The organism is Pseudomonadales bacterium, from assembly GCA_024234165.1.
Lineage (GTDB): Bacteria > Pseudomonadota > Gammaproteobacteria > Pseudomonadales > UBA5518 > UBA5518.
Genome location: JACKOP010000003.1, coordinates 357,819 through 371,824, shown reverse-complemented (window position 1 = coordinate 371,824; position 14,006 = coordinate 357,819). Strand labels below are relative to the sequence as shown.

Annotated in this window: 13 protein-coding genes; 5 read left to right on the top strand and 8 right to left on the bottom strand. The window is 66.7% G+C overall.

Annotated features, from left to right (window positions below; translation table 11 throughout):
* The first annotated feature begins 35 nt into the window (after nucleotides 1-35).
* Nucleotides 36-656 carry a class I SAM-dependent methyltransferase gene (locus H7A12_10990; protein ID MCP5321334.1) on the top strand — a complete coding sequence of 207 codons (621 nt, stop codon included), beginning with the start codon at nucleotides 36-38 and terminating at the stop codon, nucleotides 654-656.
* Here the strand turns inward: H7A12_10990 and H7A12_10985 are convergent.
* The 3 genes from H7A12_10985 to H7A12_10975 are packed head-to-tail and all read right to left on the bottom strand — an operon-like array spanning nucleotide 594 to nucleotide 3,701.
* Nucleotides 594-1,682, bottom strand: coding sequence for a prenyltransferase (locus tag H7A12_10985; protein ID MCP5321333.1), 1,089 nt, complete (start codon nucleotides 1,680-1,682; stop codon nucleotides 594-596). The genes H7A12_10990 and H7A12_10985 overlap by 63 nt on opposite strands.
* Nucleotides 1,679-2,401: a class I SAM-dependent methyltransferase gene (locus H7A12_10980; GenBank protein MCP5321332.1), complete on the bottom strand. Its 723-nt coding sequence runs from the start codon at nucleotides 2,399-2,401 to the stop codon at nucleotides 1,679-1,681. The genes H7A12_10985 and H7A12_10980 overlap by 4 nt, the downstream gene beginning before the upstream one ends.
* On the bottom strand, nucleotides 2,382-3,701 hold the full coding sequence (locus tag H7A12_10975; protein MCP5321331.1) for a glycosyltransferase family 4 protein: 1,320 nt from the start codon (nucleotides 3,699-3,701) through the stop codon (nucleotides 2,382-2,384). The genes H7A12_10980 and H7A12_10975 overlap by 20 nt, the downstream gene beginning before the upstream one ends.
* A gap of 173 nt (nucleotides 3,702-3,874) precedes the next feature.
* Here H7A12_10975 and rfbA point away from each other — a divergent pair, with 173 nt between their 5' ends.
* Entirely contained in the window at nucleotides 3,875-4,768 is an 894-nt protein-coding gene (gene rfbA, locus H7A12_10970; protein ID MCP5321330.1) for a glucose-1-phosphate thymidylyltransferase RfbA, read from the top strand.
* Complete coding sequence (gene rfbC, locus H7A12_10965) at nucleotides 4,768-5,313, top strand: dTDP-4-dehydrorhamnose 3,5-epimerase (protein ID MCP5321329.1); 546 nt, start codon at nucleotides 4,768-4,770, stop codon at nucleotides 5,311-5,313. Before rfbA ends, rfbC begins: the two co-directional genes overlap by 1 nt.
* A gap of 266 nt (nucleotides 5,314-5,579) precedes the next feature.
* On the opposite strand, the gene rfbB is transcribed toward rfbC, so the two are convergent.
* Nucleotides 5,580-6,659, bottom strand: coding sequence for a dTDP-glucose 4,6-dehydratase (gene rfbB, locus H7A12_10960; GenBank protein MCP5321328.1), 1,080 nt, complete (start codon nucleotides 6,657-6,659; stop codon nucleotides 5,580-5,582).
* Nucleotides 6,656-7,537: a dTDP-4-dehydrorhamnose reductase gene (gene rfbD, locus H7A12_10955; GenBank protein ID MCP5321327.1), complete on the bottom strand. Its 882-nt coding sequence runs from the start codon at nucleotides 7,535-7,537 to the stop codon at nucleotides 6,656-6,658. The genes rfbB and rfbD overlap by 4 nt, the downstream gene beginning before the upstream one ends.
* A 92-nt stretch (nucleotides 7,538-7,629) precedes the next feature.
* Between rfbD and lpxL the strand changes: the two genes are divergently transcribed.
* Together lpxL and H7A12_10945 are read left to right on the top strand one after the other, a co-directional pair.
* Nucleotides 7,630-8,550 (top strand): LpxL/LpxP family Kdo(2)-lipid IV(A) lauroyl/palmitoleoyl acyltransferase, encoded by a 921-nt coding sequence (gene lpxL, locus H7A12_10950; GenBank protein ID MCP5321326.1) that lies wholly within the window; start codon nucleotides 7,630-7,632, stop codon nucleotides 8,548-8,550.
* Nucleotides 8,551-8,613: 63 nt separating this feature from the next.
* Nucleotides 8,614-9,801, top strand: coding sequence for a hypothetical protein (locus H7A12_10945; GenBank protein ID MCP5321325.1), 1,188 nt, complete (start codon nucleotides 8,614-8,616; stop codon nucleotides 9,799-9,801).
* Nucleotides 9,802-9,903: 102 nt separating this feature from the next.
* Here the strand turns inward: H7A12_10945 and H7A12_10940 are convergent, their stop codons facing one another.
* Genes H7A12_10940 through waaC form a run of 3 tightly spaced genes read right to left on the bottom strand, consistent with a single transcriptional unit; the run spans nucleotide 9,904 to nucleotide 13,981 of the window.
* Entirely contained in the window at nucleotides 9,904-11,676 is a 1,773-nt protein-coding gene (locus H7A12_10940) for a carbamoyltransferase (protein ID MCP5321324.1), read from the bottom strand.
* Nucleotides 11,673-13,013: a hypothetical protein gene (locus tag H7A12_10935; GenBank protein MCP5321323.1), complete on the bottom strand. Its 1,341-nt coding sequence runs from the start codon at nucleotides 13,011-13,013 to the stop codon at nucleotides 11,673-11,675. Before H7A12_10935 ends, H7A12_10940 begins: the two co-directional genes overlap by 4 nt.
* On the bottom strand, nucleotides 13,007-13,981 hold the full coding sequence (gene waaC, locus H7A12_10930) for a lipopolysaccharide heptosyltransferase I (GenBank protein ID MCP5321322.1): 975 nt from the start codon (nucleotides 13,979-13,981) through the stop codon (nucleotides 13,007-13,009). The genes H7A12_10935 and waaC overlap by 7 nt, the downstream gene beginning before the upstream one ends.
* Nucleotides 13,982-14,006: the final 25 nt, after the last annotated feature.

Genomic DNA, 14,006 nt, shown 5'->3' with positions numbered 1-14,006 from the left:
GCCGCCCGAGCCGCCACCACCCGGAACTTCGACCCATGCCGATCGAACTGCCACTCGCCATCGACCGCGTGAAAGGCTTTCTCAGCCCGGCGGAGGGTGAGGCCCTGTACACGACGGCGCTGGAGTGCGCGCACCATGGGCCCTGCCTGGAGATCGGCAGCTACTGCGGGAAGTCCACGGTCTATCTGGCCACGGCTTGCCGGATCCGCGGTGCCGTGCTGTTTGCCGTCGACCACCATCGCGGCTCCGAGGAACACCAGCCCGGCGAGGAGTACCACGACCCGGCGCTCTACGATGCGACGAGCGGGCAGATGGACAGTTTCCGCGAGTTCCGTGCAACGCTGCGCCGTGCCGGGCTGGAGGACACCGTGGTGCCGGTGGTCGCACCGACGCGCGTCGCCGCGCGCCAGTGGGCGACCCCGCTGGCGCTGGTCTTCATCGACGGCGGACACAGCCTGGAGGCCGCACTGACAGACTATCGTGCCTGGAGCAGCCACCTGGTCGCCGGCGGGGTACTCGCGATCCACGACATCTTCGAGGATCCGGCCGACGGTGGCCAGGCGCCGCACACGATCTATCGCCTGGCGCTTGCCTCAGGGCTGTACGAAGAGCTGCCGCGGGTCGAGACGCTTGGCCTGTTGCGGCGAATCCACTAGCTGCACCCCGGTGAACAGGCGGCTCGCCGGCGTATGCGCGGTCAGCGCGTCGGCCGCGAGCAGGATCGCGCCGGCGGTCCAGGTCGGCTTCTCCAGCGGCCAGAGCACATCCTCGACCCACTGATAGCCGGTCCAGTACGCGCCGTCCCCGTCACGCCACTGATGCAGCCAGCTGAACAGCCGGGCCGCACGCGCGTGTTCGCCGGCGCCGAGCAGCGCCATCGTCAGCTCGGCCGACTCCGCCACCGTCACCCACGGCTCATCGCTGACGCAACGGCAACCCATGCCGTCCTTCACGAACACTTCCCAGCGCCCGACGAGACGCGCCTTTGCCTGCGTGCGGCCCAGCACCCCGCCGAGCACCGGGTAGAACCAGTCCATCGAATAGCGCGCCTTGCTTTCCCAGTTGCGGTCGAAACGATACGTGCGGTGGCGCAAGGCCTCGCCGAGACGCCAGCGTGCCACGACCCAGCGCGGACGCGGCCGGCGCAACGTGTGCGCGATGTTGATCGCGCACTCCAGGCTCTTGTGGATCGAACTGCAGCCGGTGATGAGCGCGTCATCCATGGTGTTGCCGTCGGCGTCGACCGCCCAGCAGATATCACCGTGCACGGTCTGCTGCCCGAGCACGAATTCGATCGCGCGCTCGACCGGCTCCCAGAATTCCTCGAGCAGCTCGACGTTGCCGCTCGCCAGATAATGGTGCCAGACGCCGGTGGCGATATAGGCGACGAAATTCGTCTCGCGACGATCGGCCGCCAGTGGATCGCCATCACGGTAGGCGGTCCACCAGGATCCATCCGGCAACTGGGTGCGCACAAGCCAGCGGTAGGCGCGTGCGGCTGCTTCGAATTCGCCAGCGACGCTGAGGCCCATCGCTGCCTCGACGTGGTCCCAGGGATCGGCGTGTCCGCCTGCAAACCACGGGATGCAGCCGTCGGGTCGCTGCGTCGCAAGGATGAAATCGACGCTGGGCTGCAGGAAGCTTTCGGGATACAACCCCTTGCTGAGATAGAGTTCGCTCATGCGTGGCACGCCTTTTCGAAATACATGACAACACTCTTCCCCAGCAGCGGATTCAGCAGGCGTTCCAGGGTGCGCGTCAGCCACGGGCGCTCCATCAGGTCCCATACCAGCAAGCGGTGGTACCACGCGATCAGGCGCGAACGCTCCTGACGCTCCCACAGCAGGCATTTCAGCCACCAGAACGGCACGTGCAGCGCGTGCGCCCAATGCCGGTGGTAGCGCCGGAAGCCGAGGCCTTCGATGTCGCGGTGCAATTCATCGGCACGGAAGATGCGGATGTGTCCACCCTCGTTGGCGTGATACGCATCGCTCAGCGCCCAGCATACGCGTTCGGGCCAATAGCGCGGCACGCTGGCGACCAGCACGCCACCGGGTCTCAGTACGCGGCGGACCTCGGCCAGCACCTCGCGATACGGCCCGATGTGCTCCAGCACCTCCGAGCAGATGACGACGTCGAAACAGTGGTCGGCAAACGGCAACCCGAGCGCATCCGCACAGCCGAATGCCAGGCTGCCTGCAGCGCTTGCCGGTACCACGGCGCCGAACTCTGCGGCCTTCGTCGCGGCGCTTCGCAGATCACGCAGGCTGAGGTCGATGCCGACGCAGTGCGCCTCGGTCTTCAGCCATGCGGCGATCGCGTGCCTGCCTTCGCCGCAGCCCAGATCGAGCACGCGCGCACCACGCCCGATCGGCACGTGGTCAAGATCCACCGTTTCCATGCTGTGCCAGCACCCGTTGGTAGTATGCGGTCATCTGGCGCGCCGCACGACGCCAGCAGAAGCGCTGCAGGATCCGTTCGCGTGCACGCTGGCCGAGCTCGACACGCCGGGCGGGGTCGGCCAGCAGCGCAATGATCGCGCCGGCAAGGGCCGCCGCGTCACCGGCGGGAACCAGCATGCCGCCATCGCCGACCACTTCGGCGAGCGCGCCTCCATCGGACGACACCAGCGGCGCACCGCAGGCCATCGCCTCGGCGGCCGGCAAGCCGAACCCCTCGTACAGCGAAGGCACCACGACCACGGTGGACTCCCGGTAATGGCGCACCAGTTCGGTGGTCGCAATCCCCGTCTCGCAGTCGATGTGGGGTCCGAGACCGAGTCGTGCGATCAACCGCTCGGTGTCACCGCCCGGACGCGGCCTGCCGATCATCAGCAGGCGCAGGCCCGGATGCGAAGGCAGCAGTGTCGCCAGGGCGCGCAACAATACCGCAAGCCCCTTCAACGGCTGGTCCGCCGACGCGGTCACCATCAGTTGCAGCGGCTTGCGCACGCTCGTGGCGCACGGCGAGAACACCTCCGTATCGACACCGTTCGGCACCACGGCGAGGCGTGCCGCAGGGACTTCGAAGTCACGCGCAATGTCCCTGCGCGAACACTCCGACACCGTGACGACGTGCTCGAGTTCGCGCGCAACCCGCTTCTGCATGCCGAGGAACGAGTGCCAGCGGCGCGTCAGCAGCCTCGGCCACCACCACGAACAGGCCGCCAGCGCGATGCGCAGATCGCTGGTGATCGGATGGTGGATCGTGGTGATCAGCGGCATGCCCATGCGCTGCAGATCGAGCAGCGCGTAGCCGAGACTCTGGTTGTCGTGCACGATGTCGTAGGCGTCACGGTGCGCACGCAGGTACTTCAGCACACGCCGACCGAAGACCTGCGGTTCGGCGAAACCACCGGTCAGCTTGCTCAGCCATTCGATCACATTGCTCAGTGAAACCAGATGGCGCGGACGCAGCGACAGCAGGCCGTTCTCGTAGAGGTTCATGCCAGGCATCGGGATCAGGCGCACCCCCGGCTCCAGATGCGGATACGGCTGACCCGAGATCACGTCGACCTGGTGCCCGAGGTCGTGCAGCGCCTTGCTCAGATAACGCAGGTAGACGCCCTGCCCGCCACCGTACGGATGGCTGCGGTACCCGAGCAGGCAGATGCGCAGCCGGCGCACCGGCTGCAGATCCTGCAGGGCAAGCGGCTCCGGATCGCGGTCGAAGCACAACCGTGCCGGGTCTAGGGCTTCCATCACAGACCTCGCGAGAACAGCGGGCGAACCACCCGGGACCATGCCCACAGACGCAGAAAGCCGCGGATTCTACTGATGCGTTTCATTGCAATCCATTGCACGGTCGATTGCTGGAGGAACTGTAACGTGCAGCCTCTATAATCCACTCCACAGCAACGACGGTAACAGACACCATGCCTGATACGCCCTATCGCGGAATCGTACTCGCCGGCGGCAGTGGCACCCGGCTGCACCCGCTCACCAGCTCGGTGAGCAAGCAACTGATGCCGGTCTACGACAAGCCGATGATCTACTATCCGCTGGCAACACTGATGCTGGCCGGAATACGCGACGTGCTGGTGATCACCACGCCGCACGACAGTGCAGCGTTCGCCAAGCTGCTCGGTGACGGCTCGCAGTGGGGCATCTCGATCCGCTACGCGGTACAGCCCGAACCCGGTGGCCTGGCCCAGGCGTTCCTGATCGGCGAGACATTCATCGCCGAGCGCCCGGTGTGCCTGGTGCTCGGGGACAACATCTTTTACGGCGGCGGACTCAGTCGCAAACTGCAGGCTGCCGCACAGCAGAGCAGCGGTGCCACGGTGTTTGCGTACTACGTACAGGATCCGGAGCGCTACGGCGTGGTCACTTTCGACCCCGAAAACCGTGCGATCGACATCGAGGAGAAGCCGCTGCAGCCGAAGTCGCACTACGCGGTGACCGGGCTGTATTTCTACGATAACGACGTGATCGAAATCGCGAAGTCGATCCGTCCATCGGCGCGCGGCGAGCTCGAGATCACCGACGTGAACCGGGTCTATCTGAGCCGTGGCCTGCTGCGCGTGGAAACGCTGACCCGTGGTGCCGCGTGGCTCGACACCGGAACACACAATTCGCTGCTCGACGCATCGAACTTCATCCGCGTCGTCGAGGAGCGCCAGGGCCTGAAGATCTGCTGTCCGGAGGAAATCGCCTACCGGATGGGCTTCATCGACCGCGAACAGTTGCTGGAACTCGCGCACCCGCTGCGCAAGAGCGGCTACGGTCTGTACCTCGAACGCATTGCACACGAAGGGAGCCCCGCCTGATGCAGATTCTCGCCACCGACCTGCCCGAAGTGCTGCTGCTCGAACCACGTGTGTTCGGCGATCAGCGCGGCTTCTTTTTCGAGAGCTGGAACCGGCGCGAATTTGCCCGCCGCGGGCTCGAGATCGAGTTCGTGCAGGACAATCACAGCCTGTCGGCACGCGGCACCCTGCGCGGCCTGCACTACCAGACCGAGCACGTGCAGGGCAAACTGGTGCGCGTGGTCGCCGGCGAGGTGTTCGACGTTGCAGTCGACATGCGCCGCGACTCACCGCACTTCGGGCGCTGGACGGGTATGCTCCTGTCGGCGGCAAACCGTCGCATGCTGTGGGTTCCGCCGGGCTTCGCACACGGCTTCTACGTCACATCGGAATCGGCGGAATTCATCTACAAGTGCAGCGATTACTACGACCCCTCGCATGAAGTGTCGTTGCGCTGGAACGACCCGCAGATAGGCATCGTGTGGCCGCTGCTGGACGGTGCTGCACCGACGCTGTCGGCGAAGGACGCTGCGGGGCTGACGCTGGATCAGGCGCCGCGACTCTGAGCCAGGCCATCCCGACGCTCATGTCGGCATGAATGCCGACCTGCAAATCCTGTGTCGGCATGAATGCCGACCTACGCGGGTCGGGTTTCAACCCGACGGGTGTGCCGCAATTCCGTCGGCACGAATGCCAACCTGCGAATCCTGTGTCGGCATGAATGCCGACCTACGTGGGTCGGGTTTCAACCCGACGGGCGTGCCGCAATTCCGTCGGCACGAATGCCGGTGTACGTAGGTCGGGTTTCAACCCGACTCCAGCCGTCGCGGCATCAGTTCCGGTAACTGCCGTCGAGGATTGCCTGCCACCACGCTTCGTTGTCGAGGTACCACGCGAGCGTCTTGCGGATACCGCTCTCGAAGCTCTCGAGCGGCGCATAACCGAGTTCGCGAGTGATCTTGCCGGCATCGATCGCGTAGCGGCGGTCGTGACCGGGCCGGTCACGCACGAAAGTGATCAGCGAACGGCTGGACGCGCCACGCGCCGGTGCGCAAGCGGGGAAGCGCGCGACCAGCGTGGCATCGGCAGCGACGAACTCGTCCACCAGATCGCACAACAGGTTCACGATGTCGATATTCGTCCACTCGTTGTTGCCGCCGATGTTGTAGGTCTCCCCGACCACACCGCCTGCCAGCACGCGCTCGATGCCGCGGCAGTGATCCTCGACGTAGAGCCAGTCACGCACATTGCGGCCATCGCCGTAGACCGGCAATCCGCGTCCCTGCAGCAGGTTCACGATGCACAGTGGAATCAGCTTCTCCGGGAAATGCCACGGCCCGTAATTGTTCGAACAGTTGCTGGTCGTGACCTGCAGGCCGTAGGTGTGCAGGTAGGCACGCACCAGATGATCGGAGGCTGCCTTGCTGGCCGAATACGGCGAATTCGGCGCATACGCTAGCGTCTCGGTGAACGCAGGATCGTCGGCACCAAGCGAGCCGAACACCTCGTCGGTCGACACGTGATGGAAACGGTGCGCCAACGGCGCCGCACCGCCGAGCCAGACTTCACGTGCCGCCTTCAGCAAGCTGTGGGTACCGACCACATTGGTCGCGATGAACGCATCCGGTCCGTCGATCGAACGATCGACGTGGCTTTCGGCGGCAAAATGCACGATGGTGTCGAGCGCCTCCTCGCGCAGCAGCGCGGCGACGCGCGCCGTGTCGCCGATATCGGCGTGCACGAAACGAAAGCTCGACGAAGTCTCCAGCGTGCGCAGATTGGCGCGATTGCCCGCGTAGGTCAGCGCATCGTAGGCGACGATACGATCCGCAGGGTGCCGTGCATGCCAGTAATGGCAGAAGTTGGCGCCGATGAAACCGGCTGCGCCGGTGACCAGTAGTCTGCGTGTCATGGGGTTTCCGTCCTGAAGGCCGGGTCGTCCAGCATGGCGCGCAGTGCCGCGCGCCAGTGCATGCGTGGCGCGGCGAGTGCTGTCAGCGTCGCGGTCTTGTCGAGCACGCTGTAGGCGGGTCGCCTCGCCGGCGTCGGATAGTCTTCGGTACGGATCGGCTCCACGGCGACCGGGCGCACCAGCAGTCCGCGCGCCAGGGCCTCCTCGTGGATCGCCACCGCGAAGTCGTACCAGCTCGCGACACCGAGATCGGTCCAGTGCAGGATGTCGCCGCCGCTCGCAGGTGACAGCGCCACTTCCCACAGCGCCGCAGCGAGCAGCCTGGCCCAGGTAGGCGTCCCCACCTGGTCGGCGACCACACCGACACGTTCACGTTCGCGCATCAGGCGCAGCATCGTCTTCACGAAGTTGTTGCCGTGCGCCGAGTAAACCCATGCCGTACGCACGATCACGGCGCTGCCAGCGCTTTCCTCGAGCACGCGGCGTTCGCCACAAAGCTTGCTGGCGCCGTAGGCGCCGGTCGGCGCGGGCGCTGCCGAGGGCAGGTAGGGACGCGCCGCGTTGCCATCGAACACGAAATCCGTCGATACGTGCACCAGGCGTGCACCGAGTTCACGCGCTGCACGCGCAATCGCACCAGCGCCCTCGCCATTGATTCGCCCGGCGAGTTCAGCTTCGCTCTCGGCCCGATCGACCGCGGTGTAGGCCCCCGCGTGGATGATCACATCGGGGTGACGTGCCCGCACTTGCGCCTCGACCCCGGCGCCGGCCAGGTCGATCACGCTGCGGTCGATCGCATCACACTCGACGCCGGACGGCACGCAGCGCAGCAACTCCCAACCTACCTGTCCACTCGCACCGGTCACCAGCACCCGCATCGTGAATCGCCGCCTCCGCTCCGGGGCTGGCGATGGTAGCACAGCGCCCCTCACGCCCCCCTATAATCGCCGCTCGGCATCGAAGGACCTGCATGAGCACGCGCCGTTACCCGCATCCTTTGCACCCGCGCTACTGGCCGATCTGGCTGGCACTGGTACCGCTGTGGCTGATCGCCCATGCGCCGTACCGGCTGCGCCGTCTCGCCGCCGGCGTGCTCGGCATCCTGCTGCGCTGGTTCACGCCGAGCCGTCGGCGCATCGTTGCCACCAATCTGGCGCTTTGTTTTCCGGAACTCGACGATGACGCGCGCGCGAGGCTGCTGCGCGACAACTTTCGCGCTTCCGCCGAGGGCTTGTTCGACACGGCGATCGCCTGGTGGGTACCGACCGAGCGCGTGCGCCGCATGCTCGAGGTGCGCGGCATGCAACGACTCGTCGATGCCCGCAGCAGCGGGCGCGGCGTGCTGCTGCTCGGGGTACACATGGGCACCCTCGAGATGGCCGGACGAGCACTCGCGATCGACGCGGACTCCGACGTGGTCTACCGACGGCAGAAGAATCCTGCCTGGGATCGCATCATCCACCGCAATCGCGAACGCTGGATCCGCAACGTGATCGAGCGCTCCGATGTGCGTGCGATGCGCGCCAGCCTGCTCGCCGGACACGTGCTGTGGTACCTGCCGGACCAGGACAACGGAGCGAAGCACTCGGTATTCGCGCCTTTCTTCGGGATCCCGGCGGCCACCCTGACCGCAACCGCGCGCCTGGCACGCGTCGGTCGTGCAGCAGTCATTCCGGTCGCACACTGGCGCGAGGACGATGGTCGCTGGGTTGTGGAGATCGGTGAACCGCTGGAGGATTTTCCCGGGCGGGATCCGGTCGCCGACGCAACGCGCGTCAACGCACTCATCGAAACGCTGGTTCGCGCCCACCCCGAGCAGTACCTGTGGGCACACCGGCGCTTCAAGACACGCCCGCCTGGTGCAGCGCCGCTGTACCCGCGCCGCAACTGACATTGCTGCAAAGTCTGCCCGATGCTACCGCGATACCACTCCGCCAGCGCAGCGAATGCCACGATGCAGCCGATACCAGCCGGAGAACGCCTTCTGTTCAATGCGTCTCTCGTGCTCGCAAGCCTTGTGCTGTCTGCACTGGCCGCATGGCGTTACCCGGTCGTCGGCGCCGACGGAATCCAGCACCTGATGCTCGCGCGCGAGGCTGCCGCCAGCGGCATCGTCGCAAGCGTCGGGTCATTCACTCTCCCGCTGTATCCGGTCCTGATCGGGACGCTGCACCGCGCGAGCAGCCTGTCACTGCTCGCATGCGCGCAGGTGCTCGACGCCGCACTGCTGGCGCTGCTGGCAGTCAACATCACGCGCTTCGCCACCCGCCTGTGCGGCGAGCAGGCACTCGCAGCGTGGATCGCACTGCTGGTGTTGCTGTTCCCGCAGCTCAACGGGTATCGCAGCGTTGTCGCGCCCGACGCCGGCTTCTGGGCACTGCTGTTCGGCGCCCTGCTCCCGTTGCTGCGCTACCGGACTTCACAACGCTGGCAGGACGGTCTGTGCTGGGCTGCGTTTGGCCTGGGCGCAGCGGCGTTTCGCCTTGAAGCACTGGCGTACCTGCTGTTGCTTCCGCTCGTTTTTCTGCGCGCAGATGCACCGGGCGCACGCTCGATGGCGACCGCCCGGCTCTATGGGTGCATCGGCGTGCTGCTGCTGCCTCCAGCGCTGGTACTGGCGCGCCTTGGGTTGCTGCAGATCCCGCTCGACGCCATCGCCGATGCGCTGCACGGATCCGCGCGTGCACTGGGAGACGGCTTCGTGGCCGCGCGCACCACCTACGCGAGCACCGTGCTCGATCCACACGCAAGAGGGATGGCGACGCTGTCGCTGACTGCCGGCCTGCTGACCGTGCTCGCACTGAAGGCCGCCGAGGTGTTCGGCATCCTCTACTGCATGCTGCTCGGCTGGGGTGTTGTGCGCCGTCGCGCCGCACTGCCGACAGCCGCACGCAGAACATGGCGTGCGCTGCTGCTGATTGCGATCCTGATCGCCGGCTGCTTCGTTCTCGGTCACCGCTTCGTCGGCGTCCGCGACGTCATGGTGCTGTGCCTGCTCGCACTGGTTCCGACAGCACAGGCACTGCGATCACTGGCACTCGCGGCCCGCGATGCCCGACGTGAGCGAGCGTTCCTGTTCAGCGCGGGCGTTGCGATCGCGCTGTTGCTGATCGACGGCTTTGCGCGAACCCCGTCGGCATGAATGCCGACCTACGAATGCCTGCCCGTGCAATCCCGTCGGCATGAATGCCAATCCACGTAGGTCGGGTTTCAACCCGACGATCCCGTCGGCATGAATGCCGACCTACGTCTTGCTTACCAGCAGATCCTCGAGCGCGAGATACTGCAAATCACTGCCGAAGAACATTTCCAGCGCGTCCTGCGGTGAACACACCATCGCCTCACCACGCCGGTTCAGCGAGGTATTCAGCACGACGCCGTTGCCGGTCAGGCGTTCGAGCTCCTCGATCAGCGCGTAGTAGCGCGGATGATGACGGCGCTCGACCACCTGCGCGCGCGCGGTGCCGTCCTGGTGCACGACTTCCGGCACGCGCGACTTCCACTCCTCGCGCACCGGAAACGTGATCGTCATGAACGGCGCCGGGTGTTCGATGCCGAGCATCTGCGGTGCAACCCGATCCAGCAGGCTGGGGCAGAACGGCCGCCAGCGTTCGCGGTACTTGATCTGCGCGTTGATGCGATCCGCGATGCCCGGGACGCTGGGGCAGCCGAGAATGCTGCGTGCGCCGAGCGCACGCGGCCCGAACTCCATGCGCCCCTGGAACCAGGCGACCGGGTGTCCGTCGGCCAGCAGCCGCGCCACCCGGACTTCGATATCCGGCACCTGCTCCACACGCAAGCGCTCGCCCCAAGTCGCGCACGCACGCCGGCATTCGTCGCTGTCGTACGCCGGGCCAAGGTAGACGTGCTGCATCGGTTCCGGCATCACGCCGCGTGCGCCAAGCGCGTAGGACGCGGCACCGACCGCAGTGCCCGCATCGCCCGATGCCGGCTGCACGAACAGCCCGCGCACCTCGGGTCGCGCGATGATGCGCTGGTTCAGCTTCACGTTCAGCGCGCCACCGCCGGCAAAGGCGATCAGCCCGCTCTCGCGCACGATGTCCCCGAGGTAGTGATCCATCAGTGCCAGCACGGCGTCCTCGAACAGTCGCTGCATCGCGGCCGCGTAGTGCACGTACGGTTCGTCGGCGCTGTCGCCGTGACGCGGCGGACCCAGCCAGTCCACCAGTGGCGGTCCGTAGTAGCAGCCGCGCCCCTCGTGGCGATAGCGGCGCACGCCCACCGTGTTCACGTAGCGGGTGTTCACGCGCAACCGGCCGTCGCGATAGTCGAGCAAGCGTGACAGGTCGTAGCGATCGGGGTCACCGTAGGGCGCCATGCCCATCACCTTGTACTCGCCATCGAGCATCTCGAAGCCAAGGTATTCGGTCAGCGCGCCGTACAGGCCGCCGAGCGAATCCGGATCGTGGAACTCGCGGATGCGGTGGATACGCCCGTTCTCGCCATAGCCGAAAAAGGTAGTCGCGTACTCGCCCTTGCCGTCCACGCCCATGATCGCAACACGGCGATCGAAGCCGAAACCGCTGAGATGGTACGCACTGCTCGCGTGCGCAAGATGGTGCTCGACCGGGTGAAACTCCACCCGTGCGGGGTCGATGTCGAGCTCACGCAACAGCGCGAAGATGCGATCACGGTAGCGCCGGTAGCGGCGATTGCCGTTCAGCAGCGCATCGAGTGCGCGATCCGGTGCATACCAGTGCCGCGCGGCGTAGTGCCAGCGCGCTGCCCGCGTGAGCGGAATCGGAGCGAACGGCACCGCGACCACGCGCACGTCGCGTGGCTCCACACCGGCAAAGCGCAGGCAGAAACGTGCGGATTCCAGCGGCATACGGTTCTTCGCGTGCTTGTCGCGCAGGAAACGCTCTTCTTCGGCCGCCGCGATCAACCGCGAGCCGATGTACAGCGCAGCCGACGGGTCGTGACCGAGCGCACCCGACAGGCCGAGCACCACGGTCTGGTCCCCGGCGGGAGCGTAGCCTGCAGCATGCTTCTTCATGATGTTTCCGGCTCCTGATCGAGAAGAGTGCCAAGACGTGCGGCGGCAGGCGCATCGAAATTGCGCAGCAGGCGCGCACGATCGCGCGCCAGCGCACGGCGCATGCGCAGCGCGCCGAAGCGCCGGCGCATGCCGTCGAGGTCGAGCGTCCACACACGTTGCGCGTCGCAGAGGAAGTTGCTGGCCTTGCAGTCGCCATGACTGCGACGCAGCACGGCGAGCGCATCGAACAGCAGGCGGAGCTCGCACGCCACCCGCGACCAGACCGACGCATCGTCCAGGGCGGCAGTCAGCGGCACGCCTTCCACGTACTCGGTCAGCAGGTACGCCGTGCTGCGCAGCGGCCCCCAGCGGCGCTCGAGCACCGCCACCGGCAGCGGCGTGGCGATTCCGAGCGAGCGCAGCCGCGCGGCGTTGCACCATGCACGCCATGCACGGGTGTGCTGCAGCGCACGCGCGAGTGCATGCCGCCAATGCTTGATGTTGTAGCGCTTCAGCACCAGCGTTCTCCCGGCGCAATCGATGCGGGCAACGGTAGCACTGTAGCCATCCTTCAACGAAGCGCCCGCCTGCAGTGCACGGTCCGGATCAGCGAGGATCGCCCGCAACGCCGCTCCGTCATGATCACGGCGCAGCACACAGCGCCGGCGCCAACTGCGCTCGGCGGCGAACTCGGAGCAGTTGCGGGTGGACTTGGCCGCAAGCCAGCGCGCACGCCAGCGATCGCTGCGCTCGATCGCCGCGCGCAGCGACGCCGCGTCCGCACCCAGCGCGATCCACAGCGGTGCGCGAGCCGCAAGCGGCAACTGGCTGCAGAACAGCGCACGATCCGCTTGATGCAGAACCCACCAGCGCCGCGGACGGATCGCTCCGGCGTCGACCAGATGGATCGTGCCGTCATCCGTCACGAGAAAATTGTCGAAGTGCGGATCCGCATGCACCAGCCCTGCTGCATGCAGACGTTCCAGCAGTGCGAGTGCCTGCCTCAGCAGCGGCTCCCGATCGGCCGGTTCGTGCATGCACCGTGCGAGCGTACGCGCGCCATCGATGTACGAAATGAAAACGGCACCGGGAAGTGCATGCAGCAGCCGCGGTGCAGGGATCGCTGCCGCCGCGAGTGCGGCCAGCCCGCGCAGCTCGCGCGCGCGCTCGCGGCGGCTCGCAAACAGCTTCATCAGTTGCGTGGTACCGCCGCGGGTCACCCGCGCGGTCAGCCGCCGCCCGGGCAGCAGGCGCAGCAGCGCATCGACGCGCACCGTCTCGCCGCCGGCAAGGCGCAGATCGAAGGGTGCACTGAGCGCACGTTCACGCTGGAATACCTCGGCTGGAGTCAACACGCGCGCGAATCCGTTTGCAGCATGCGGTGCAGAACTTCCCAGACAGCGCCTGCACCGAGCTCGGCGAGCGTGTCGGATGTGCCGCGCAACTGACGCTGGTTTGCACCACGGGTTCCGATCAGATCGATCCGGGTCGGACCGTACAACGACACACAGGGTGTACCGAGCGCCGCAGCCAGATGCCCCAGTCCGGTATCGACCGCAACGCCGGCGCGCACCGCACAAAGCAGCGCGGCAATCTCGGCGAGCGTCATGCGCGGCAGCACGCGTGCCGCCGGCAGCACGTGCGCGATACGTTGCGCGCGAGCGCGCTCGTCTTCGTTGCCCCAGGGCAACAGCACGGTGTGACCGGCGCGCGCAACCTGCTCGCCGAGTGCGATCCACGACACCTCCGGCCAGCACTTGTCTGCACGCGAGGTACCGTGCAGGAACAGCACGCCGCCTTCGGCAGAGGCTGCCGGCAGGCGCGCCCGATCGATGCCGTAGCCGGGCTCGCCGGGCGGCACCGTGTAATCGAGCGCCCGGGCGAACAACTGCCGCGTGCGCTCGATCGCGTGGCACTCGCGGGTCACCGGGAAGCGCCGGTGGTACGCGCACGCCGCCAGCGGCTCGCGCACGCTCCTGCGGTCGTAACCGGCACACGGTGCGCCGGTCAGCCTTGCGACGAACGCACTTTTCAGCAGGCCCTGCGCGTCGATCACGAGTTCATAGGGTCGTTCCGCCAGAGCCTGGCGAAAGCGCGCCCATTCACCGCTGCGCCACGCAGCGAAGGGCGCACGCCGCCAGCGGCGCAGTGCGACCGGAATCACGCGGCGCACGGCAGGATGCCATCCGGGAACTTCGGCGAACGCTTCCTCGACCACCCAGTCGACCTGCAGGCCGGGCTGCGCGCCGAGCGCATCCCCAAGCGCCGGCAGCGTGTGGATCACGTCACCGAGCGAGGACATCTTGACGAGCAGCAGCCTCACCGGGGTTCTCCGATACCAGCGTCGC

What these genes read in the sequence shown, in the direction of transcription:
- H7A12_10945 (MCP5321325.1), top strand. Translation starts at nt 8,614, where the DNA reads ATGCAGCCGATACCAGCCGGAGAACGCCTTCTGTTCAATGCGTCTCTC.
- H7A12_10985 (MCP5321333.1), bottom strand. Translation starts at nt 1,682, where the DNA reads ATGAGCGAACTCTATCTCAGCAAGGGGTTGTATCCCGAAAGCTTCCTG.
- rfbC (MCP5321329.1), top strand. Translation starts at nt 4,768, where the DNA reads ATGCAGATTCTCGCCACCGACCTGCCCGAAGTGCTGCTGCTCGAACCA.
- H7A12_10980 (MCP5321332.1), bottom strand. Translation starts at nt 2,401, where the DNA reads ATGGAAACGGTGGATCTTGACCACGTGCCGATCGGGCGTGGTGCGCGC.
- H7A12_10990 (MCP5321334.1), top strand. Translation starts at nt 36, where the DNA reads ATGCCGATCGAACTGCCACTCGCCATCGACCGCGTGAAAGGCTTTCTC.
- lpxL (MCP5321326.1), top strand. Translation starts at nt 7,630, where the DNA reads ATGAGCACGCGCCGTTACCCGCATCCTTTGCACCCGCGCTACTGGCCG.
- H7A12_10940 (MCP5321324.1), bottom strand. Translation starts at nt 11,676, where the DNA reads ATGAAGAAGCATGCTGCAGGCTACGCTCCCGCCGGGGACCAGACCGTG.
- H7A12_10975 (MCP5321331.1), bottom strand. Translation starts at nt 3,701, where the DNA reads ATGGAAGCCCTAGACCCGGCACGGTTGTGCTTCGACCGCGATCCGGAG.
- rfbA (MCP5321330.1), top strand. Translation starts at nt 3,875, where the DNA reads ATGCCTGATACGCCCTATCGCGGAATCGTACTCGCCGGCGGCAGTGGC.
- rfbB (MCP5321328.1), bottom strand. Translation starts at nt 6,659, where the DNA reads ATGACACGCAGACTACTGGTCACCGGCGCAGCCGGTTTCATCGGCGCC.
- rfbD (MCP5321327.1), bottom strand. Translation starts at nt 7,537, where the DNA reads ATGCGGGTGCTGGTGACCGGTGCGAGTGGACAGGTAGGTTGGGAGTTG.